Here is a 20,445-nt window from a genome sequence, read left to right on the forward strand (position 1 = left end):
AACTACAACGTTTTCGAAGAACTTTAATCATGTAATTTTATAACTTTGAGTTTTATTTGTAACAATTATGGAATATACAATCAGAGAAGCTCGACCAGAGGACATGGAACAAGTATTGGGTTTGGTTCAAGAACTGGCCCATTTTGAAAAAGAACCCGATGCCGTTGAAATTACCAAGCAAGATTTGGTTAAACATGGTTTTGGGGAGCAAAAGATGTTCCATTGTTTTGTTGCCGACACCGATGACGGTATTGCGGGAATTGCTTTGGTGTACCCTAGATACTCCACATGGAAGGGTCCTGCGATTCACTTGGAAGATTTAATCGTCTCCGAAAAAATGAGAGGAAGCGGTCTTGGTACCGCTTTGTTGGACCAAGTGGTCAAGTATGGGGATAGTTTGGGTGTAAAGCGGATTTGTTGGGAGGTATTGGATTGGAACGAACCTGCCATTGCGTTTTACGAGAAAAAGGGAGCCAACGTCCTCAGGGATTGGGATGTGGTTCAATTGGATGAAAAAGGAATCAAAAATTATATGGAGAGCCTAAACTAGGCCGACTAAATTCTAGAATATAAAATACATGAGGGTATTTAAGTTTGGGGGAGCATCCGTTAAAGATGCAGATGCGATTAAAAATGTGGTCAACGTTTTACAGGAAGTAGGTTACAACGACACCTTGGTGGTGATTTCCGCAATGGGTAAAATTACCAATGCCATGGAAAAGGTGGTGGAATCCTATTTTAATGATAAAGACGCCGTTCAAGAATCCTTACAAGAAGTGATGGAATATCACAACAGCATATTGTTGGATCTATTCCAAAACCCCAACCATCCAGTTTATGGTAAAGTAAAGGTACTTTTTGAGGAGGTAAAAGGCTTTTTGGCATGGAACAAATCACCCAAATATGCATTTGTTTATGATCAAGTGGTTTGTTATGGCGAATTATTATCCACTACAATAGTAAGTGCATACTTAAATGAGATCGGTATTTCCAATACATGGTTGGATGTCCGTACCCTTATCAAAACAGATAGCAATAACAGGGATGCCCAAGTAAATTGGGAGCGCTCACAACAAGAAGTGGTTTCCAATGTGGATATATCCAAACTGAACATTACCCAAGGTTTTTTGGGTAGCGACGATAACAATTTTACCACTACCTTGGGAAGGGAGGGCTCCGATTATTCCGCTGCAATTTTGGCATATTGTCTCAACGCCGAATCGGTAACTATTTGGAAGGATGTGCCGGGAGTTTTAAATGCAGACCCAAGAAATTTTGAGAATGCCCAATTGTTGGACAAGATTTCTTACCGAGAAGCCATTGAGCTTGCATTTTATGGAGCTTCCGTAATTCACCCCAAGACATTGCAGCCTTTGCAGCGAAAAGAAATCCCCTTAAAGGTAAAATCCTTTGTAAACCCAAAAAACAAAGGAACCACAGTGGGTAAAGGCGCGGGAATAGAACCTAAAATCCCCTGTTTTATCGTAAAAAAAGATCAAGTGCTGTTAAAACTTTCTTCCCTTGACTTTTCTTTTATCGTCGAGGACAATATCAGCGAAATCTTCAAACTGTTCCATGATCATAGGCTCAAGGTAGACCTTATCCAAAACTCTGCCATTAGCTTTTCCGTTTGTTTGGACAATAAATTCCGAGGACTTCCCCCCTTATTGGAAGAACTCAAAAGAAAATTTAAGGTAGTGTGCCACGAAGATGTTTCACTTTATACCATTCGTCATTTTAACGATGATTCGGTCAAATCCCTTCAAAATGGAAAGTCCGTTTTGGTAGAGCAAAGAGGTAAGGAAACGGTTCAATTGGTTGTAAAATAAAAGCTTAGGCTTTATATTTAGGTAAAAAGTGCTCTAGGGTTTATTTTCTATCTTTACACGTACCTAAATACTTTTTCTATGGGCTTGGTTTCTGCTAAAGAGGTGGCGAAAGTCATCCATCTGGACAAATATGGCTTTTTGGGCACGTTTGTAGGATGGCTTTTAATGGTAGCCACTAGGATTAGCACCATCAATAGATTTTACGACAAAAACAAAGATCTTTCTGGTCCAGAATTCCTCGACGCTATTTTGAACCACTACGAAATCGACTTTGAGATTCCGGAAGAGGATATCAAACGCTTGCCCAAATCAGGCCCATACATCACCATTAGTAATCATCCTTTAGGTGGCATAGATGGTGTGTTGTTGCTCAAACTATTATTAAAGGAAAGACCCGATTATAAAATTATAGCCAACTTTTTATTGCACAGGATAGAACCTATGAAGGACTACATTATGCCTGTGAATCCTTTTGAAAACCATAAAGATGCGAAAAGTAGTATTGTTGGTTTCAAAAATGCGCTCCAACATTTAAGAGATGGACATCCACTTGGTATTTTTCCGGCTGGGGAAGTATCCACTTATCGGGATGGTAAATTGGTGGTAGACCGACCGTGGGAAGAAGCTGCCATAAAACTGATCAGAAAGGCCGAAGTGCCTGTGGTGCCCATATATTTCCACGCTCGCAACAGTCGATTGTTTTACCGGCTGTCCAAAATAGACGATGTATTCCGAACGGCGAGGCTGCCCTCCGAGCTTACCTCACAGAGCCGAAGGCCCATTAAGGTGCGTATCGGTCAGCCCATATCCGTAAATACCCAGAATGAGGAAGAGACTTTGGAAGATTTTGCAGAGCTTCTTCGGAAAAAGACCTATTTGCTGGCGAATGCTTTTGAAAAGGAACGTTTTATAGACAAGGTTCCCACTTCTCTTAAAATCCCAAAACCGCCCCAGAAAATCGCCACTGCAATAAGTGCAGAGGTGTTAGAAGGTGAGATTGATAAACTACGGGAGAAGGACTGTCGCATGTTGCAAAGCAAGAACTACGAAGTGTTTTTGGCCCAGGCCAAGGATATGCCCTTTTGTTTGAACGAGATTGGACGACAACGTGAAGTAACTTTCCGGGAAGTAGGAGAGGGTACCAACAATGCCATTGATTTGGACAAGTTTGATTCCTACTACCACCATTTGTTTTTATGGGACAACGATAAAAAGGCCATAGTTGGTGCTTACCGTATGGGCTTGGGATCGGAAATCTTCAAAAAATATGGTATTGATGGTTTTTACCTTCAAGATCTTTTCCGATTTGAACCCGAATTATACGGAATGATGGAGAAATCCATCGAAATGGGCAGAGCTTATATTGTAAAAGAGTATCAGCAAAAACCCATGCCCCTTTTCTTGCTTTGGAAAGGAATTGTGCATACGACCTTGAGGCATCCAGAACACCGATATTTGATCGGAGGAGTAAGTATCAGTAACCAGTTCTCCAATTTTTCAAAATCGTTGATGATCGAGTTTATGAAATCGAACTATTGGGATCCTTATGTAGCACAATATATCCGACCCAAAAAAGAGTTCAAGGTTAAGTTGAAAGATGCCGACAAGGAGTTTGTGTTTGATGAGACACAGGCAGACCTGAACAAGTTTGATAAACTGATTAGCGAAGTGGAGCCAGGTAGCTTACGATTGCCTGTTCTAATTAAAAAATACATTAAGCAAAACGCCAAAGTAGTGGCCTTTAACGTGGATCCGTTGTTCAATAATTCGGTGGATGGGTTAATGTATATTCGTATTGCAGACCTCCCAGAAAGTACGGTAAAGCCTGTTATGGAAGAATTTCAGGCCGAGCTGGAGCGCAAAGTGGCAGAGGGCAATGGAACTGTGGAAGAAGATTAATTCATTCCAACTTTGTTGCTACGTTTTTCAAACAATAAATTATCCTTCCAAACCCCATGGATTTTGCCGACACGTTCACGTTTTCCAATATAGCGGAAACCAGCCTTTTTATGTAATTTGATGCTGGCTGTGTTTTCTGGAAATATACCGGATTGTATGGTCCAAAAACCGGCTTTTTCACTTTCTTCGATTAAATGTTGCATCAGTAGTTTGCCAACGCCCATACCGCGACTTTTATCAGCAATGTAAACGCTGACCTCGCCCACGCCACCATATACACAACGGCTGGATACGGGCGAAAGGGCAGCCCATCCCATGATTTCACCATCCTTTTCCGCTACCAATCGGCAGTGTTCCGTGTGGGCTTTGTCCCATTGTTCGTAGCTTGGGACTTTAGCTTCAAAAGTAGCGAAGCCCGTGGCTATTCCCTCTAAATAAATTTTTGAGACATTTTCCCAATCCGAAGGTTTCATATTTCTTACGACCATATATTCCTTGCTTATCAATTGTAATATTACGATGAATAAACATTTAAAAAAACTGTCTAAAATTTAATTCTCGTCAACCTGAACTTATTTCAGGTTCTCATGATACTTTGTTAGTCCGTACGATGGGATTCTGGAATGAATTCAGAATGACGTTTTAATAGCATTTTAGACAGCCTTTGTTAATTTTATTTATAGACTCTTAAACCACTTTTGGAAGTGTTCCCCAACTAGGAAAACAGGTTTTTGAGTTCCATTGATGGCGCCAATCAGACTTATTATCCACAAAATAAATGGGAAAATCCAAGCTATAAGATTGATTACGGGTATAATGCCCAGAACTAAACCAAGTAAACCAATTCCAAGGACTTGCCTTACATAAAAAGAACCAATCTCCGTTTTGTTACTACTGTTCATTATTATTGCAATAATCCATCCAATAATTGTTAAATGGGCAATAATTGCCACCGTTTTACCACTTTCAGGGTTTTTGGGGTCAAAGGCTTCTTTTACATCCTCCTGAAAATCTTTGGCTGCTTCTTCGGCTTTGTCGCCGATGTCTTTTTTCTCTTCTTCTGACATGTTTAAAAGTGTTGGTTAATTTACTTTAAAAGTAGGAAATAATTCAATACCTAAAGAAAGGCTTTGTCAATAGGTTCCCAAAGTTCCAATTTATTACCTTCGGGATCTAGGATCCAACCAAATTTCCCATATTCATATTCTTCGATTTCGCCCACTACAGTGACCCCTTCTATTTTCAAAACTTCGAGTAGTTCTACCAAGTTTTCTACTCTAAAATTCATCATAAATTGCTTTTCACTTGGTTTAAAATATTCCGTTTTTTCATCCATCGGACTCCATTGGGTAGAGCAATCATTGTCTTCTTTATCCTTCCACCAAAATGTGCAGCCATATTGGTCGGTGTTGAGCCCCAAATGGTTTTTATACCATTGTTTGATGTAGTTTGGGTCTTTGCTTTTAAAGAAAAAACCGCCCAGTCCAGTAACTCTATTTTTCATGATTTTTTATGTTTTGTTCGTATAAGGTAATCCAATCTTGCGGCGTCATTTTTTGGCAAAGTTTGGCAATCAGCGTGTAAGGTATCTTATTGATGTTCTTGAATCGAATACAGCTTTTGCCCATATCCAATTTTGTGTTCACATGCCTGGGATATTCGGCAACAAACCAATCCAACAATGCTTTGTTGGAATAAATGCCCATGTGGTAAAGTGCTATAAATTTTTTTTGTGAAGCAATGTTGATAAAGGGAAGAGGCAGTTTTGGGTCGCAATGATACCCATCCGGATGCAAGGAGTGCGGTACTACAAAACCAATCATTTTGTAATTGATACATTCCTCGAAACCTTTTGGCAAGTTGCTTTTTATGGTCTCCCGAAGTTTGGAAACAGCTGCTTTGCGTTCCTCGGGCAACTTTTCAATGTATTCGTCCGGTACTTTGGCAAACATGGTCATATCTGGTCAGTTTTTTGTAAAATACCAGAGCCAAAAGTAGGATAGCAAAGATTTATAAAGTTAACAAAATCTTTCTTTGACTTTGTCGACAATGGTCTGGGCCAATTTTTCCTTGCTTTCCACCGTCCAACCCGCTACGTGTGGAGTAAGCAGTACATTTTTGGCCTTGCGTAAATATTTAAAAGCCTTGGGCTTTTGCACAAACATGTTCTCAAAGGACTTTTTCTCATATTCCAACACATCCAGTCCGGCACCGAGTACTTTTCCAGATTTTAAGCCTTTCACCAAATCCTTGGTCATCACACATTTGCCACGGGCGGTATTCAACAACCAAAAAGGTTTATGGAACCCTTCGATGAATTCCATATTCACCATGCCTACGGTTTGTTCGGTCTCGGGAACGTGTAAACTAACCACATCCGAGCGTTGCTGAAATTCCATGATTCCAACCTGACGGGCATTTTCGTCACCAACGCCTCCAACAATATCATAACAGATTACCTCTACATCAAAACCACGTAGTTTTTTGGCGAAGGCCTTGCCCATATTACCATAGCCAATGATTCCCACGGTTTTGCCATCCAATTCCACACCACGGTTGGCTTCGCGTTTCCACGTTCCTTTTTTTACCTGGCGGTTGGCCTTGCACATATTGTTCATAAGGGAGAGCAACATGCCCAAAGTATGTTCGCCTACGGCATTTCGGTTTCCTTCCGGGGCCGATGCAAGAAATACTTTTTTAAATTTGGCGTGTTCCACATCAATATTTTCCAATCCTGCGCCCACCCTTCCAATAAACTTAAGATTGGTAGCCTTGTCCAAAAACTGTTGGTCTATGGTAAACCTGCTTCGGATAATGATTCCATCGTACAAATGAATCTTTTCTTCTACTTGCTCTTTGGTCGAAGTGTAATCTTCGTGATTTTCGAACCCAAGTTCTGCAAATTGTTCAATAAGCAGCTGGTGATTGGTGTCTAGGTGGAGAACTTTCATGGGGGCAAATATACAATTCCTAGATTTTCGGGTAGTGGGTCTGTGTTTTTTCGTGTTGAAGGTTGCCAGTATGCGCCGTACCCATCTTTTCAAAAAGAAGCACGTGGACTTCCTCGCCATTTTTGGTCATGGGATTATGTTCGACCCCTTTGGGAACTACAATTATTTCTCCTTCATTTACCACTTCGATTCTGTCCCGAAATTGCATGTAGAGCGTGCCCTTGACCACTTGGAACAGTTCGTCTTCGTTTTCGTGGGCATGCCAAACAAATTCACCTTGGAGTTTTGCCAACAGCACTTGCATGTCGTCCACTACGGCAATTTGGTGGGGATGCCATTGTTTGCTGAACTCGGCATGCTTTTGTTTTAGGTTGATGGGTTTCATGATTTGATGGAATTTATTTGGTGGGTATAGGCAGATCGTGCATTCGCAAAAATGATAATTTGTCCCAATAGCCCCGTTGATATTTGATTTTCCCCTCAACAATATGAAAAAAACCACATCCACGAAGGCCCAATGGGTCTTTCCATTCTAAAATGGCCCATTCCCCATCTTCAAAAATATGCTCAACAATACAAACCATATCGGCTGCATCGAACTCGTTTTTGAACATCGTATAAATGGCATCTCTTCCAATTACGGGCTCACTGGCCACTTGGTGGTTTATGGCATTTGTATGATATAGCTCGGCTATTTCCCGGGCATCACCTTGGTTAAAGACTTCAACCCATTGCATCACAAGTTGTTTTGGGCTCTTGCGCATAGGATTTTGATTTTTGTTTGATGAATTAAATCCCCAGTATCATTTTTGCAATCCAAAAATAGATCAGGATACCAAAAATATCGTTGCTCGTAGTAATAAAAGGACCGGTAGCGATGGCGGGGTCAATATTTCTTTTGTGAAGGAACAAAGGAATGAATGTGCCGATGAATCCTGCTACCACAATTACCACAATCAATGAAAGTGAAATGGCCAATGCGGTGGCGAAGGCCCCTTTCCAAACCCATGTGAAGAGCAAAAGCAAAATAGATAGGATAAATCCATTTAAGAGTGCCAATAGCATTTCTTTCAACAGATGGTTCCTTACGCTTCCTTTTAAATCGTCGTTGGCCAAACCTTGCACCACAATAGCACTGGACTGCACCCCAACATTACCTGCCATCGCCGCAATTAACGGGGTAAAAAAGAACAATACGGCGTGCTTGGAGATCATATCCTCAAAAGTGCCCATAATAGCCGCAGCACCAAGTCCACCCAAAAGGCCTAAGGTCAACCAAGGGAGTCGGGCGCGGGTAAGAATCCAAATACTATCGCTTACTTCCACATCTTGGGAGATACCAGCTGCCATTTGGTAATCTTTGTCAGCTTCTTCACGGATTACATCCACAATATCATCAATGGTGATCCGTCCCACCAATCGTCCAATCTCATCCACCACCGGAATGGCTTCTAAATCGTATTTGGACATGATCTTGGCCACTTCTTCTCCTTTTTCGTTGACGTTTACAGCATCAACTTTGGAAATGTAAACATCCTTGATGTGTGTTTTGGTAGAGGCGGTGAGCAAATCCTTTAAGGAAAGCCTCCCTTTTAATTTGCCCTCATCGTCAACAACATAAATAGAGTGTACCCGGGTTACGTTTTCCGCTTGGGCACGCATTTCCTTTACACAGGTCGTTACGGTCCAATTCTCGTTGACCTTCACAAGTTCCTTGGCCATGAGTCCACCTGCGGAATCCTCTTCATACCGCAAAAGGTCCACAATGTCCTTGGCATGCTCCCGGTCTGCAATCTCGGAGATTACTTCCTGTACAAGTTCTTTGGGAAGTTCGTTGATGATATCCGCCGCATCATCCGTATCCAGTTCGGAAAGCTCTCCGGCAATTTCCTTGGCAGTAAGGTTTTTAAGTACGGCCTCACGGATATCCTCGTGCATTTCTGCTAGGATGTCCGAAGTTTTTTCGCTGTCCAGAAGTTTAATTAGGTAGGTAGCCCCTTCTACATCAAGTTCGTCCGCTATCTCGGCAATATCCGCATAGTGGAACTCCTTCATCATAGCTTGAAGTTCGGCGTCCTTGTTTTCTGCAATCAGTTGCCTGATTTCTTCTAAAAGTTCGTCTGTGAGTTTAAACGGGGTCATTGGCTATCTTCTGTGTCAACATTACAAAATCGGCTACACTTAGCTGTTCTGGGCGTTGATCAAAGATAGTATCTTCTTTTAGATTATCGGAAAGGTTGAAGGTTTTAAGACTGTTACGAATGGTTTTTCTCCTTTGGTTGAAGGCTGTTTTTACCACTTTAAAGAACAGGCGCTCATCGCAGGGGAGGCTGAGCTCTTTTTTTCGGGTCAGGCGCAAAACCCCGGAATCCACTTTTGGTGGAGGGTCAAAAACATCGGGTGGCACAGTAAACAAATATTCAGCATCGTAATAGGCTTGAACAAAAACAGAAAGTATGCCGTAAGTTTTACTTCCTGGGCCTTCACAGATACGTTTGGCCACTTCTTTTTGGAACATTCCCGAAAATTCGGGGACCTGCTTTCGCATTTCCAGCATTTTAAAAACTATCTGGCTGGAAATATTGTACGGAAAGTTGCCCGTTATGGCAAACTGTTCGTCACCGTAAAGCTGGGTCAGGTCAAATTGAAGGAAGTCCGCTTCAATAATGTTGAGACGGTTGTTATTTTTTAAGATATCTGCATGTTCCAAAGGAAAGCTATGGTTAAGGTACACGATGGACTCATCATCCAAATCCATGGCCACCAAGTCCAAATCCCGTTGTAACAAATGTTTGGTAAGGACTCCCATACCAGGACCAATTTCGATGACATTGGAATAGCCTTCCAAAGAAAGGGTCTGTGCTATTTTTTGAGCAACGGACTCATCTTTAAGAAAATGCTGTCCTAAGTGTTTTTTGGCCTTTACCGCACCATCTTCCTGCGCATATTTGTTTTTGTGCGCGGTGCCATTGGAGTACTTCTTTCTTTTCTTTTTGGACACGGATGGTTTTTTTGCAAGTTAGTTGGAATTTTCGATATAAATCCATGCTTCATCCCCAGATTCCAAAGGGAATTTTTCCCGTTTGTAAGCGCTGGTTTCATAAATGTCCGCTTTTTTCAGGTCGGAATCATTTACTTCATAAGCCATTCCCGCTACTTTGTCCTCAAGATTATTGGTATGGACAACCATCGGATAACGGCCATAAACAGCATTTTCCAGTTTTTTGAAACCAAGAGCGGCATCGGGCTTTCCTGTCAACAAACGACCAAAAATGTGCTCCTGCACCTGGAGGTCTTGAAGCGTTCCGTAGGAAAACAGGTATTCCAAAGTTTAGGGTATTTGTTGGCTGATGACTTCCAGCTCTGTTCTAAAGGCCACAAATTTATTGGGGAACATTAGTTGCGCATCGGCACGTAAACGGTCGGCATCTTCTTTGTAATAAGCTTCCAAAGTATCTCTGCTTTGAGTAGTGTATTGCACGGAGTAGGTGATTCCTCCCATATCCTCTTCCACCAAAACTTTTACCATTTTAGCATGGGAAAACTTTCCTGTGGCAAGCATATCGGGCAGGTGCTTGTCCTTCATCCATTCCAGCCATTGGTCGTGCACACTTTCATCTATATTAATGGTAACGTTGTATATGAGCATTTGGTTTCTTTTAGTTTGATAGGGTTGAAAATAGTCTAATTTTTAAAATTACGTAGTTCTGAGTGTCATTTCGAAATGAGGACCGAAGACTATCGGTACGATTGAGAAATCTGTCCATAAGATTCCCGCCTTCGCGGGAATGACAAAGCAATTAGTTGATCGCGTCCCCACGCAACCTTCTAAAATTCTTGCGCGCTTGTGGAAAATAATAACTGTCCTGATAATTGTAGATGATTTTCTCGTAATGACTTTTCGCTTTTTCGGGTTCACTCAAGATGTTTTCGTACAATTCTCCCAGAGCAAAGTGGGCATCATCGGCCAAGATTCCATCGGCGTAGAATTCCACAATTTTTTGATAGTTGAACTCGGCACTTTCATAATCTTTCTGTTCAACTTGGAGTTCGGCTTGTTTCAGCAAAGCTTCGTCCTCAATTTTCTCCCCTTTATGGTTTTGTAAAATATCTTCAAGGGCGTCTATAGCTTCCTTATTTTTATTTTGATAGGCCAACAGGTCTGCTCTGGCATATTTTTTCAAAGCAGTTTGGGTGGAATCCTCGAGGGAGTTGTCCGAAATCAAAAGACTCAATTGCATGGCATCGTTGGCAATAAGCTGGGATGTGGAACTTCTCAACACTTTAAGTTGGGTAAGGGCCCAATCAAAATCACCTTTGTAAAAACTGGTCTGTGCCACTTTAAAGCGTGCATCTTGGCCTATTACATCGTTCTTCATGCTTTTCTGCACTTGGGTAAATAAGATCAAGGCCTCATTGAACCTTTGGTCGAACACCAAAATATCGCCAAGTGCCAATTTTATATAGGCCATCGTCATTCGTCCCATGGGAAGTTCCAAACTTTGTTTGAGCATGGCAATGGCAGGTTCGGGCTGTTCTTTTCTGAACGTAAGGAAATTGGCATAGGCAATTTGTAGTTGAAGGGTCCTACTCTGGTTGCCATATTCTTCCATTAGGCCCTCAAATTGTTTTTCAACATCTTTCAATACTTTTTCCGTTGGATTCTCTAGGATAATATCGATCAGGCTGAGCTCTGCATTGAGTTTGGTCCGTGGATTTTCCGTATTGTCCACAATGTATTGATAGATGGAGTTTGCTGTTTCCAGGTCCTTATCCTCCATAGCGATGCTTCCCAAGTTTTCCAATCGATCCACGGATTGACCTTCGCTTCTTTTAAAAATGGCCTTTTCTTGACTAAAGGCGCTGCTATATTGTTTTTGCTGGACAAAGAGCCAACTCAAAAGTTCGTTCCAGAGAATGTCGGGTGCTTTCTGCGCATTTTGAAGCAGTACTTTCCGCAATAGCACATTGTTTTCGTTGGATGGGTCTTCGGAGATAAAATCATCGATGTTTCGTAGTACGTTGGAACGGGATGTCCGTCCCTCCCAAATAAGGTTGAGGTATGACTGGTACATTTTTGCAATGTCTCCCTGTTCACCGTAAATACGCGCCAATTGAAAATCGTAGTTGAGGTCGGGTTTAAGTTCCATTGCCTTGGTGTAAGCCTGGATGGCATAATCCAGCAGTGCATATTTTTGGAACCGATAGCCTACGCTGTACCCGTAGTTTGGATTGTCCTCGATTTTGTTGATGGCCTTATCGTAATAGGTGTTGGCCTTTTCTGCTTCATTCTGTAAGGTGAAATTATACCCCAGCTCAATATAAAAAGTGGGAAAGGCGTAGCTGTCCTCTATTTTTTGAAGTAAAAATGCTTCGGCATCATCATAACGTTCCAATTGTTGGTAGCAGGACACCAATCCTTCGGCATAGTCGGTGCGCCTTGGGTTGGTTTCTACCAATTTCTCGTAGAACACCACCGCTTTTTCATAATCACCATCCTGAAAGTATTGCTTGGCCAAGAAATCTTCTTGAGCCATTCCAATACTGCTGGATAGCATACATATGAAAAACAAAAGACGTCGCAATAGCTTGTTTTATTTCAAATATAACGCAGAAATGTGGGGGATTCTGTTAAGCGAATCCAAATTAATGGTTGAAATGCTTAAGTGATGGTGTCAAAACCACAATAAGGAACCAATACTTCGGGTATTTTTATGCCTTCCTCGGTCTGATAGTTTTCCAAGATTCCCGCCAAAACCCTTGGCAAAGCCAAAGCGCTACCATTCAAGGTGTGGGCCAATTGACTTTTTCCATTTTCGTCTTTGTAACGAAGTTTTAAACGGTTGGCCTGAAAGGTTTCAAAATTGGAAACGGAACTGATTTCCAACCAACGGTCCTGTGCCGTGGAAAATACCTCAAAATCAAAAGTAAGTGCGGAAGTGAAGCCTAAATCCCCGCCACAAAGACGTAGGATTCGATATGGTAATTTCAATTCACGTAGAATATTTTTAACGTGTTCCACCATTTCATCCAAAGCTTGGTATGAATTGTCGGGGTGCTCTAAGCGTACAATTTCCACCTTATCGAATTGGTGCAAGCGGTTTAAACCACGAACGTGTGCTCCGTAGCTTCCTGCCTCGCGACGGAAACAAGGGGTGTAGCCTGTGTACTTGACTGGGAAATCATTTTCCGCTAAAATGTCGCCTCTGTGTAAGTTGGTCACGGGAACTTCGGCCGTTGGGATAAGGTAAAGATTGTCTGCCTGTACGTGGTACATTTGGCCTTCTTTGTCGGGCAACTGACCTGTTCCATAACCAGAGTCTTCGTTGACCATAAGCGGCACTTGCATTTCGGTGTACCCTGCCTCGGTGTTTTTGTCCAAGAAATAGGCGATCAACGCGCGTTGCAAGCGAGCACCTTTTCCTTTGTAGACCGGAAAACCTGCCCCTGTGATTTTTACGCCAAGCTCAAAATCGATGATGTCGTATTTTTTTGCCAATTCCCAATGCGGAAGTGCTTCTTTGGACAATGTTGGGATGTCCCCTTCCTTGAAAATTTCCTCGTTGTCCTCTTCCGAGTTGCCAGTTGGGACGGATTCGTGGGGGACGTTCGGAATCAAATACAACTGCTGCTGAAGTTCATCGGCAGTAGTGTTTAAATCGTCTCCTAATTTTTTTGATGCTTCTTTGAGTCCAGCGGTTTTTTCTTTTAGGGCATTGGCTTCTTGTGCTTTTCCTGTTTTGAAAAGCATACCAATTTCTTTGGAAAGTTTGTTGGATTCGGCCAAGGTAGCATCCAGTTCGGTTTGGATGGAACGTCTTTTCTCGTCGAGTTCCAAAACCTTTGATATCATAGGTGCGGCATCGATGTTTCGCTTTTTTAAAGCGGTGATGATACTTTCCTTGTTTTCCCTGATGTTCTGTATTTGAAGCATGGCCTTGTTTTGAGCCGCAAATTTAATCCAATCTTAAGAAGTGCCCAACTTTATTCCTTGTGTGAGGGCAGAATCCAATCGTTATGGGAAAAATGTTTCCATGGAACGCTGGCCAAATCCACTGTAGGGTCTATAAATGGCTTATATGGCCCTTGGTTTACCTTGACCTTGTTCTCCACAAAAACCTGAATGTTTTCCCCTTTTCGGGTGTATTTCTTTTTGAGGCGCTGCGCAAATTGCCAGATAAAATCGGGATAGCAAGCCACTCTTCTTTGCTGCTTTTTGGTGAGATAATCGTTCAGGTTGATGTTGGTGGTGTCGTTGGTTTTGGTGTTCACTACTTTATAAGAGATTCTTCCGGTTCTGCTTCGCAGCATCATTCGCCAGCTTAATCTGTGACCCTCTTCGGTCCAGAGCACATCATCTTTAAAGAAATGATGACGTAAAGGCAACACCAATTGAAACAGAAAGTATATGCCTAAAACCGCCAAAACCACATTTTTGGTCTTCGGAATGATGATTTTGGTCTCCGGAATTATCTTTTTGGTTCTAAGAAAAATGTTTCTGATGGTCTGTGGTTCAAAAAAGAAGACTATAAGAGCTAGTGATAGGTAAGGGAAAACACCTATCTGAAATACGATACTGTTGAACAAATGAAAGAAAATGGACAGCACAAAGGCGATTTTACGCGTAGGTTTCCAAAGTAGGGCGGGTACAATCAGCAAATCAAAGCAAATACCGAAAACCGCTATTATTTTGTGCACCCATTTTTGTTGGAGGAAGTCGCCGATCAAATAATAGTTTTTCTTGGAGCTCATCAACACGTCGATCATGCTAAAATCCAACCAATCCCCATAAAGTTTTGCGACCGATGCGTAGGTGTACACGATGAAGAGTTGTAAGATGATGGTCCACCGTATCCAATTGAACATGGTCTGCGAACGTAGATTGGGATTTATTTTGGCATCCAGGGAAGCATCTTGGTTTGCTGGTAGAAATGCCATGATGTAGGCGAGCAGCATCAACAAATAATAATGGTTGTTGTACGATGTTTTTTGCATCAAATACACGCCTGACCATAATACGGCAAAGGTCAATGCGCTTAAGCGATATTTGAGTCCAAGGGCGATCAAAAGACCTAAGGTACCCATCACCGCGAAGTAGATGTACATGCCACTGCCTGGCAAGGGTTGTAACCATTCAAAACCGATAAAAGAAAAGGTGAATTTTGGTTCCACCAAGGTTCTGCGTACCCAACCAGTGGCTATAGCGCCATAACATTCCGCGCTGACCAAAAGCCCATAAAACACTCTGAAAACTACAAGTTGTGCATTGTCAATCTTCCTAAATAGAAATTGGCTCAGCATTTATTTGGAGATTAGACCCAATGAATGATTTTTGTCCTTCTTCAATTGTTCCTTGAGTTCTTCAATGGAGTTAAACTTATGCTCGTCTCGAATGCGGTGCAGTAGACTCACCTGGATTTTTTTGTCGTATAGGTTTCCTTCAAACTCAAAAAAATTGACCTCGACGCTTTTTTGGGAGCCATCTACGGTAGGGTTGAAGCCGATGTTCATCATTCCAAAGTACACTTTTCCGTCGATTTTGCTCTTTACAACGTAGACACCATTCTTAGGGATAAGTTTATACGCTTCGGCTATGTGAAGGTTGGCCGTTGGGAAACCGAATCCCTTTCCCAGACCCTTTCCTTTTTTTACGGTTCCGGTGAGCATGTAGGCATAACTTAGATAATTGTTGGCGGTCTCCACATCTCCCTCCAAAAGCGCCTTTCTAATTTTGGTAGAGCTTACGGATACATCATCTATTTCTTGGGCGGGAATCTCCTCCACTTCAAAATCCAAGGTGTTTCCAAAGGAAATAAGGTCTTGGATGTTGGCATTTCGGTTGCGCCCAAACCTATGGTCGTACCCAATTATTATTCTTTTAGACTTCAAGTTGTTCACGAGAATATCACGAACAAAATCTATGGCGGAAAGCCTTGAAAATTGTTTGGTAAAGGGGTGAATGATCAAATAATCCAATCCCAAAGTATCCAAAATCTGTTTTTTCTCTTCGAGCGTATTCAACAGTTTTATGTCCACATCTTTTTGCAGAACCATGCGCGGATGTGGGAAAAAAGTGAGTACCGTGGATTTTAACCCTGTGTTTTTGGCACTATTTGTGAGGCGTTCCAATATCTTTCGGTGCCCAAGATGTACACCATCAAAAGTGCCGATAGTCACCACTGTATGGTGCGGAATGTCCTTAAAATCAGAAATGTTGTGGATTGTTTCCAACTAATCAAGAAATAAAAAAAGGCTTACATTTGAAATTATACTATGCCCTAACCGAGTATGAAAGCTAATTTACATCTTGTTTTTTCAATAACCATATTTTTTAGCTGCTTTTGCATTTATGGGCAGCAGGGTTATTGGAAAACTATACCCAAACAGTCTAACCTGCGAAGTGCTTCCCTAACGGATATTTCGGGAGCTAAAAAGGTTTTGTCTTTGGATAAAGCGATTTTTTTCAATGAGTTGAAATCTTTTTCAACAACAAAGGCCAACAGAAAAGTTGTATATCTGCCCAATAGCGAGGGAACTATTGTTCCGTTCCATTTGAAGGAAACCCCGGTGCTGCACCCAGACCTTGCCAAAAAATATCCGAATATCAAATCTTACACGGGAGTAAGTTCGGATGGCAAATACAAAGTAAAGCTAAGTAGTTCTCACAAAGGCCTTCAAGCTATGTTGGTGGATTTGAAGGACAACAAAACAGCTTTTATGGAACCGGTTTCCAATAAATCGGATGCCTATGCTTTGTATGATAAAGAGGATGGTCTTTCCTCAAAAATGGATTTTATCTGTGAAACCAGCAAAGACCTATTCGGAACAGGAAGTAAATCATCGGGCACTACGGCAAAGACCATTGTTCCTTTGGTGGATGATCAAGTGCTACGTAAATACAGAATTGCGATTTCCGCAACTGGAGAATATACTGAAGAAATGGGCGGCACCGTAGCGGATGCTTTGGCTGGAATAAATGCTACCATAACCCGTGTGAATGAGGTGTTTGAGACCGATTTAGGGGTAACACTCGAACTGGTTGCCAATAACGACCAAATTATCTTTACCAATGCCAATACAGACCCGTATGGAAATAGTTTGAACTCGGAAGTACAGGCTACGATTACTTCTGTAATTGGAGAAGAGAACTACGATGTGGGCCATCTTTTCCATAAGGTGAACGAAGGTTTGGATAATGGTAATGCCGGTTTCATTGCTTCTGTTTGTGTGGACAACAGAAAAGGAAGTGCTTTTTCTTCAGCGAACAATCCGCAGGGGGATGTGTACGATTTGGATTTTGTGGCCCATGAGCTTGGCCATCAATTTGGAGCCAACCATACATGGTCGTTCGAACCCGAAGGAACGGGGGTGCAAGCAGAACCTGCAAGCGGTACCACTATAATGGGTTATGCGGGAATTGTTTCTGGAAATAATGTGGCGCCCAATGGGGACGATTATTTTCATTACAATAGCATTCTTCAGATTTCTACTTATCTCGCGACTACCTCATGTGCCCAAACCGAAGCACTGGTCAATTCGCCACCAGTGCTTACCCCGGTCAATGATTTTACGATTCCAAAGGGAACTGCTTTTGTTTTGGAAGGTAATGCCACCGACCCCGATGTTGGGGATGTGCTTACCTATACTTGGGAACAAATTGATGATGGTGTGGTGACAACTTCATCTTTTGGGTCCACCAATCCCGGTGGCGCCAATTTTAGATCATTACCGCCCACCACGGAGCCCATACGATATTTCCCAAGGCTAACGGAAGTGGCCCAAGGAAATTTAACGCAAACCAACCCTGCTACCGGAAGTGCATGGGAAACCGTTTCCGATATAGAACGAAACCTTAGGTTTGCCTTTACGGTCAGGGATAATGCCGAAGGTGGTGGGCAAGTGGTTTCCGATGTGTTGGATGTTAAGGTCATTAAGGCAGCCGGTCCTTTTTTGGTTACCTCCCAAGCAGCCAGTGAGGTTTATCAGGCAGGCTCGATCCAAGAAATTACATGGGACGTGGCCAATACAGACGTTGCTCCCATAAATGCCCAGAATGTAGATATTTTTCTTTCTTTGGATGGAGGTATAACCTATCCCATCACCTTATTGGAAAACACCGTTAATGATGGTTCCGAAGAAGTGCTTTTGCCAGGAGATATTACGGAAACTGCTCGAATTATGGTGAAGGCAAGCGACAATGTGTTTTTTGCCGTAAACGCCACTGACTTTACCATTGAACAATCCGAAGTGGTCCTAAATTTTGAAACGTTGGAATATGAGGTTTGTCAACCAGATGATATAGTGATTCCCTTTGTATACGAAACATACGCCGGATTCAACGAAAATGCTACATTTTCTGCAGATGTGCCGGCAGGTTTATCAGCTAGCTTCTCCCCGACGGAGGCTAGTACTGATCAAACCGCTGTAGACTTGACCTTATCCAACACCAATAGTGTTGCCCCAGGGGTATATGATATTATTGTCAGTGCTACTTCCGCATCGGTGACCAAAAGCGTGGTTGTTACTCTATCGGTACAAGATGATACTTTTTCTGATGTAGCACTGTTGTCTCCCGCTAATGGAGAAGGTGGGGTTTCTTTGGATACAGAACTCAATTGGGAGGAAGACCCGTTGTATTCAAGTTACGATGTGGAAGTGGCAACAGATGCTGGATTTGTTGATATTGTAGAGTCGGCCAACATACCCTTTACCAATTATAGGGCCACGAATTTAGAGCCGGAAACCGAGTATTTTTGGAGAGTTAGGCCGAACAACGGGTGTGGAACAGGAACTTTTGGAACCACATTCAGTTTCGTTACTACGCAAGTGGACTGTAAAAATAAGGAACCTAACGATTTGCCGCTTGCCATTTCAGCTTCAGGAACGCCAACCATTACCACATCGGTTCTATTTGTAGAAGACTTGCCCATTTCGGATGTGAATGTCAACTTGGAGTTGGACCATACCTATTTGGAGGATTTGATCATTACCCTTACATCTCCGGAAGGAACCGTGGTAACGTTAATTTCGAACACTTGTGGAGATGCGAATAACATCAACGCGGTTTTTGATGATGATGGGAGCCCTGTAACATGTGGGGATAATCCTGCCATTTCTGGAACGGTAACACCTTTAGGGTCATTGGCATCATTAAAGGGAGAATCCATATTGGGTGAGTGGATATTGGAAATACAGGATACTGCTGCAAGTGATGGGGGAAACTTGATAGGTTTCTCTTTGGATGTTTGTATAGAAGGAAACTATCGTCCAGATGAGGACGAGGATGGGGTTTTTGATGATGGGGACGACCTTTGTTTGGGAACGCCCAAAGGTGTGGAAGTGGATACCAACGGCTGTGCCATTTATAGGTTTGCTTCGGACAATTTTGAAATCGAAATTAAAAGTGAAACTTGTAGAAGCAGCAACAACGGGTCAATAACGGTAAGCCCTTTTGATACCTCCATTACCTATACTGCAGTTTTGGACGGTGCGAACGGTACGGAATCATTTGATTTTACAAACTCCCAAACCTTTACTAATTTATCTGCAGGAGAATACTCCCTTTGTATTACAGGAACCAATGGAACGATTACCTATCAAGAAGTATGTTTTAATGCCGTAATTATCCAACCCGATGTGCTGGATATAGATGCGGTGATAGATTCAGGTATTGTGAGCGTGGAATTGAATGGAGCTTCATTTTATAATGTGGAACTCAATGGATTGGTAACACAGACCGAAGCACCCAAAGTTCAACTTGCTTTAAAGGAAGGTGTCAATACATTAAGAGTGTATTCAAACTTGCCATGCCAGGGAGTGATTGAAAAGACCCTGTTCTACTCTTCAAGGCCAATTATTTCACCAAACCCAGTGGATGCTGTTACCGAGGTTTATTTGGCGGGCTATGAAGGAGATGTTGGTATACAAATATTTACTGCCAATGGTAGATTGGTTCGGACCGATAACAGAAAGGTTTATGGAAATGATTTACAATTGGATTTGTCGAACCTGCCCAAAGGAATTTATTATTTAGGTGTAGAAAAAGCGGGGATAAAAGAAATGTTTAAACTTATAAAAAGATGATTCGGAATATAATTGGGCTGTCCATAGCGGTTTTGTTGGTTTCTTGTGGGGGAGATGATGGTCCACCACCCGCTCCAAAGGGTGCAGCGTTGGTGTTTCCCGAAGAAAATTCTGAGTGCACTACGGGAACCGATATCAGCGAAACATCCACTCAGGTCACATTTCGGTGGATAGCGTCCGATAATACAGAAAGCTATACATTGAGCGTTGTAAATTTAGACACCAATGTCCCGCAAAATATATCTACCACATCCACTTCAGCGAGTCTTAACATAACAAAGGGAACGCCTTATGCTTGGTCTGTAACGTCTCGGAATTCAGCTTCGGATCAAGTAGCTTCCAGTGCAACTTGGTTGTTCTACAATGCGGGTTCTCAAACTACTTACACGCCGTTTCCAGCGCAATTGGTAAATCCTCTATCAGGATCCACAGTGCAAAAGGATATTGCAAACGAAGTGCTTTTGGAATGGTCCGGAGCAGATGTGGATAACGATATTGAATCTTTTGAAGTACTTTTCTCGGATACCGATCCACCGACAACATCAGTTGGAATCACTAATGCAAGCACCATGGAAATACCGGTAGGTGTTGAATCTGGAACTGTTTATTATTGGAGGGTGATCACAACGGATTTAGAAGGGAATACCTCCGATTCCGGGGTGTTCGACTTTAAAGTCCTCTAA

Annotated in this window: 20 protein-coding genes; 5 read left to right on the forward strand and 15 right to left on the reverse strand. The window is 42.2% G+C overall.

Translation table 11 applies throughout. From position 1 onward, the window contains the following. The first annotated feature begins 67 nt into the window (after positions 1-67). From MURRU_RS08105 to MURRU_RS08115, 3 genes are all read left to right on the forward strand, one after another. A complete protein-coding gene (locus MURRU_RS08105; RefSeq protein ID WP_014032973.1) occupies positions 68-550 on the forward strand; it encodes a GNAT family N-acetyltransferase in 483 nt (160 codons plus the stop codon). 28 nt (positions 551-578) lie between these two features. After that, positions 579-1,829, forward strand: a complete 1,251-nt coding sequence (locus MURRU_RS08110) for an aspartate kinase (protein WP_014032974.1) — start codon at positions 579-581, stop codon at positions 1,827-1,829. A gap of 78 nt (positions 1,830-1,907) precedes the next feature. Next, positions 1,908-3,728: a GNAT family N-acyltransferase gene (locus MURRU_RS08115; RefSeq protein WP_014032975.1), complete on the forward strand. Its 1,821-nt coding sequence runs from the start codon at positions 1,908-1,910 to the stop codon at positions 3,726-3,728. Here MURRU_RS08115 and MURRU_RS08120 read toward each other — a convergent pair. The 15 genes from MURRU_RS08120 to MURRU_RS08190 all read right to left on the reverse strand — a co-directional run bounded on the left by MURRU_RS08120 (position 3,725) and on the right by MURRU_RS08190 (position 15,910). After that, positions 3,725-4,216, reverse strand: coding sequence for a GNAT family N-acetyltransferase (locus MURRU_RS08120; RefSeq protein WP_014032976.1), 492 nt, complete (start codon positions 4,214-4,216; stop codon positions 3,725-3,727). The genes MURRU_RS08115 and MURRU_RS08120 overlap by 4 nt on opposite strands. A gap of 189 nt (positions 4,217-4,405) precedes the next feature. Further along, on the reverse strand, positions 4,406-4,795 hold the full coding sequence (locus MURRU_RS08125; RefSeq protein WP_014032977.1) for a hypothetical protein: 390 nt from the start codon (positions 4,793-4,795) through the stop codon (positions 4,406-4,408). Between the two features lie 50 nt (positions 4,796-4,845). Continuing rightward, a complete protein-coding gene (locus MURRU_RS08130) occupies positions 4,846-5,232 on the reverse strand; it encodes a VOC family protein (protein WP_014032978.1) in 387 nt (128 codons plus the stop codon). Further along, on the reverse strand, positions 5,222-5,686 hold the full coding sequence (locus tag MURRU_RS08135) for a DUF1801 domain-containing protein (protein WP_014032979.1): 465 nt from the start codon (positions 5,684-5,686) through the stop codon (positions 5,222-5,224). Before MURRU_RS08135 ends, MURRU_RS08130 begins: the two co-directional genes overlap by 11 nt. Positions 5,687-5,746: 60 nt before the next feature. Beyond that, positions 5,747-6,679 (reverse strand): 2-hydroxyacid dehydrogenase, encoded by a 933-nt coding sequence (locus tag MURRU_RS08140; protein WP_014032980.1) that lies wholly within the window; start codon positions 6,677-6,679, stop codon positions 5,747-5,749. A gap of 19 nt (positions 6,680-6,698) precedes the next feature. Continuing rightward, entirely contained in the window at positions 6,699-7,064 is a 366-nt protein-coding gene (locus MURRU_RS08145; protein WP_014032981.1) for a cupin domain-containing protein, read from the reverse strand. A 13-nt stretch (positions 7,065-7,077) separates the two neighbouring features. Next, complete coding sequence (locus tag MURRU_RS08150) at positions 7,078-7,443, reverse strand: ester cyclase (protein ID WP_014032982.1); 366 nt, start codon at positions 7,441-7,443, stop codon at positions 7,078-7,080. A 25-nt stretch (positions 7,444-7,468) separates the two neighbouring features. Next, the gene (gene mgtE, locus MURRU_RS08155; RefSeq protein WP_014032983.1) at positions 7,469-8,821 is read right to left on the reverse strand and encodes a magnesium transporter; all 1,353 of its coding nucleotides are present in this window, start codon (positions 8,819-8,821) and stop codon (positions 7,469-7,471) included. Next, entirely contained in the window at positions 8,808-9,680 is an 873-nt protein-coding gene (gene rsmA / locus MURRU_RS08160; protein ID WP_014032984.1) for a 16S rRNA (adenine(1518)-N(6)/adenine(1519)-N(6))-dimethyltransferase RsmA, read from the reverse strand. The genes mgtE and rsmA overlap by 14 nt, the downstream gene beginning before the upstream one ends. 18 nt (positions 9,681-9,698) lie before the next feature. Beyond that, positions 9,699-10,007 carry a gamma-glutamylcyclotransferase family protein gene (locus tag MURRU_RS08165; protein ID WP_014032985.1) on the reverse strand — a complete coding sequence of 103 codons (309 nt, stop codon included), beginning with the start codon at positions 10,005-10,007 and terminating at the stop codon, positions 9,699-9,701. A 3-nt stretch (positions 10,008-10,010) separates the two neighbouring features. Then, positions 10,011-10,328: a DUF4286 family protein gene (locus MURRU_RS08170; RefSeq protein ID WP_014032986.1), complete on the reverse strand. Its 318-nt coding sequence runs from the start codon at positions 10,326-10,328 to the stop codon at positions 10,011-10,013. Positions 10,329-10,479: 151 nt separating this feature from the next. Then, on the reverse strand, positions 10,480-12,216 hold the full coding sequence (locus MURRU_RS08175; protein WP_245545074.1) for a tetratricopeptide repeat protein: 1,737 nt from the start codon (positions 12,214-12,216) through the stop codon (positions 10,480-10,482). A 125-nt stretch (positions 12,217-12,341) separates the two neighbouring features. Further along, the gene (gene serS, locus MURRU_RS08180) at positions 12,342-13,613 is read right to left on the reverse strand and encodes a serine--tRNA ligase (protein WP_014032988.1); all 1,272 of its coding nucleotides are present in this window, start codon (positions 13,611-13,613) and stop codon (positions 12,342-12,344) included. Between the two features lie 50 nt (positions 13,614-13,663). Then, positions 13,664-14,980, reverse strand: a complete 1,317-nt coding sequence (locus tag MURRU_RS08185; protein WP_014032989.1) for an HTTM domain-containing protein — start codon at positions 14,978-14,980, stop codon at positions 13,664-13,666. Continuing rightward, on the reverse strand, positions 14,981-15,910 hold the full coding sequence (locus MURRU_RS08190) for a bifunctional riboflavin kinase/FAD synthetase (RefSeq protein ID WP_014032990.1): 930 nt from the start codon (positions 15,908-15,910) through the stop codon (positions 14,981-14,983). It abuts the gene before it with no gap. A gap of 213 nt (positions 15,911-16,123) precedes the next feature. Between MURRU_RS08190 and MURRU_RS08195 the strand changes: the two genes are divergently transcribed. Continuing rightward, positions 16,124-19,762: a zinc-dependent metalloprotease gene (locus MURRU_RS08195; protein WP_245545075.1), complete on the forward strand. Its 3,639-nt coding sequence runs from the start codon at positions 16,124-16,126 to the stop codon at positions 19,760-19,762. Continuing rightward, a complete protein-coding gene (locus MURRU_RS08200; RefSeq protein ID WP_014032992.1) occupies positions 19,759-20,445 on the forward strand; it encodes a hypothetical protein in 687 nt (228 codons plus the stop codon). The genes MURRU_RS08195 and MURRU_RS08200 overlap by 4 nt, the downstream gene beginning before the upstream one ends.

The organism is Allomuricauda ruestringensis DSM 13258 (assembly GCF_000224085.1).
Lineage (GTDB): Bacteria > Bacteroidota > Bacteroidia > Flavobacteriales > Flavobacteriaceae > Flagellimonas > Flagellimonas ruestringensis.

Coding starts and splice junctions, on each gene's coding strand:
- MURRU_RS08105 (WP_014032973.1), top strand. CDS start 68: ATGGAATATACAATCAGAGAAGCTCGACCAGAGGACATGGAACAAGTA.
- MURRU_RS08110 (WP_014032974.1), top strand. CDS start 579: ATGAGGGTATTTAAGTTTGGGGGAGCATCCGTTAAAGATGCAGATGCG.
- MURRU_RS08115 (WP_014032975.1), top strand. CDS start 1,908: ATGGGCTTGGTTTCTGCTAAAGAGGTGGCGAAAGTCATCCATCTGGAC.
- MURRU_RS08120 (WP_014032976.1), bottom strand. CDS start 4,216: ATGGTCGTAAGAAATATGAAACCTTCGGATTGGGAAAATGTCTCAAAA.
- MURRU_RS08125 (WP_014032977.1), bottom strand. CDS start 4,795: ATGTCAGAAGAAGAGAAAAAAGACATCGGCGACAAAGCCGAAGAAGCA.
- MURRU_RS08130 (WP_014032978.1), bottom strand. CDS start 5,232: ATGAAAAATAGAGTTACTGGACTGGGCGGTTTTTTCTTTAAAAGCAAA.
- MURRU_RS08135 (WP_014032979.1), bottom strand. CDS start 5,686: ATGACCATGTTTGCCAAAGTACCGGACGAATACATTGAAAAGTTGCCC.
- MURRU_RS08140 (WP_014032980.1), bottom strand. CDS start 6,679: ATGAAAGTTCTCCACCTAGACACCAATCACCAGCTGCTTATTGAACAA.
- MURRU_RS08145 (WP_014032981.1), bottom strand. CDS start 7,064: ATGAAACCCATCAACCTAAAACAAAAGCATGCCGAGTTCAGCAAACAA.
- MURRU_RS08150 (WP_014032982.1), bottom strand. CDS start 7,443: ATGCGCAAGAGCCCAAAACAACTTGTGATGCAATGGGTTGAAGTCTTT.
- mgtE (WP_014032983.1), bottom strand. CDS start 8,821: ATGACCCCGTTTAAACTCACAGACGAACTTTTAGAAGAAATCAGGCAA.
- MURRU_RS08170 (WP_014032986.1), bottom strand. CDS start 10,328: ATGCTCATATACAACGTTACCATTAATATAGATGAAAGTGTGCACGAC.
- MURRU_RS08175 (WP_245545074.1), bottom strand. CDS start 12,216: ATGGCTCAAGAAGATTTCTTGGCCAAGCAATACTTTCAGGATGGTGAT.
- serS (WP_014032988.1), bottom strand. CDS start 13,613: ATGCTTCAAATACAGAACATCAGGGAAAACAAGGAAAGTATCATCACC.
- MURRU_RS08185 (WP_014032989.1), bottom strand. CDS start 14,980: ATGCTGAGCCAATTTCTATTTAGGAAGATTGACAATGCACAACTTGTA.
- MURRU_RS08200 (WP_014032992.1), top strand. CDS start 19,759: ATGATTCGGAATATAATTGGGCTGTCCATAGCGGTTTTGTTGGTTTCT.